This window comes from Phenylobacterium sp. (assembly GCF_030693805.1).
Taxonomy (GTDB): Bacteria; Pseudomonadota; Alphaproteobacteria; order Caulobacterales; family Caulobacteraceae; genus Phenylobacterium.
In genome coordinates, this window is the sequence record NZ_JAUXZW010000439.1 from 1 (window position 1) to 1377 (window position 1377).

The following is a 1377-nucleotide window of genomic DNA, read 5'->3' on the forward strand; positions in this document are numbered from 1 at the left end:
GGTGCACGATGGCGTCCGGCGTGTGGCCGTCGAGCATGCTGCCGAATTCCTGTTTCAGCGCGGCCGGCGCTTTGAAGCGTCCATCGGTGTCGAGGTTGAGTTTGAAAAAACGGTTGGCGGCACCCGGGATGTGTCCGGCCACTGGATCCAGGGTTTCATTTTCACCGCGGTAACGGTCGTTGCTGCGCGCATCGACCACCAGTGCCTTGCGATCCTGCAGATTGGCGAGCAACTGCGCGCTGTCGACGGCGGCCTGGGTCTGCGCTTTGCCATTGAAGCTTGTCGGTTCCACGGCGGGTTGCGCCACCGTCACCGGCAATCCGGCTTTGGTCCAGGCCTGCCAGCCGCCGTCGAGCACGGCCACTTTGCTGTGCCCCACCCAGCGCAGCATCCACCACAACCGCGACGCGTAAACGCCGCCGGTTTCATCGTAGGCCACAACCTGCGTGTTGTTGCTGATGCCGAGCGCGCCGAGGCGCAGGCAGAACGTGGCGGGATGCGGCAGCGGATGGCGGCCCGTGAGTCCGGTTTTCGGGCCCGAAAGGTCGACGTCGAGATGCAGGAAACGCGCGCCGGGGATGTGCCCGGCGCGGTAAGCCTTGTAACCGGCGCTGTGGTTCGCGAGATCATGCCGGCAGTCGCAGAAGATCCATTGCGGATCGTCCAAGTGAGCCGCGGTTTCTTCAGCACTGACGAGCGTGGTATGGGCCATGGCGACAGTCCGGCGTTGGGTGAGGGGGCAAAGGTAACAAACGCCGATTGAAAATCAAGCGCAGGAAAAAGCAGTGGCGGCCTCAAGCCGCCACATTAACAACATAAGTTATTGTTTTTATTAATAATTTATTATAGATGCGGGGCCACTTCGCGGCGCAGGAATTCATGGAAATGCACCATGCCGTCTTCCAGCGGTGACTGGTACGGGCCGGTTTCGTTGCGGCCCTGCTGCCACAAGGCGCGGCGGCCTTCGGTCATGCGCGCAATGATCTCGGCGTCTTCAACCGCTGTTTCGCGGTACGCAGCCTGTTCGGCTTCGACGAATTCGCGTTCGAACAAGGCGATGTCTTCCGGATAATAAAACTCGACGATGTTGCTACAGGCTTCGGGGCCGCGCGGAATGATCGCACTGATCACCAGCACATGCGGATACCACTCGACCATGATGTTCGGGAAATAGGTCAGCCAGATCGCACCGTGTGCCGGCTGTTTGTTTTCACTGTGGCGCAGCAGTTGTTCGTGCCAACGCTGGTAGACCGCGCTGCCGGGGCGGGCGAGTTGGTTCTTGATGCCGCAGGTCTGCACGCTGTACCAGTCGCCGAATTCCCATCGGAGGTCGGAAACGTTGACGAACTGGCCGAGCCCCGGATGGAAGGGCTCGAC

At 61.0% G+C, this 1377-nt stretch carries 2 protein-coding genes; both read right to left on the bottom strand.

Features of this window, described 5'->3' with window-relative positions; translation table 11 throughout:
* The coding region (locus tag Q8M88_RS17610; protein ID WP_305598457.1) for a sulfurtransferase at window positions 1-712 on the bottom strand (712 nt) is incomplete at its 3' end.
* A 131-nt stretch (window positions 713-843) separates the two neighbouring features.
* Window positions 844-1377, bottom strand: a 534-nt coding sequence (locus tag Q8M88_RS17615) for an SRPBCC family protein (RefSeq protein WP_305598458.1), incomplete at its 5' end; no start/stop codon positions are given.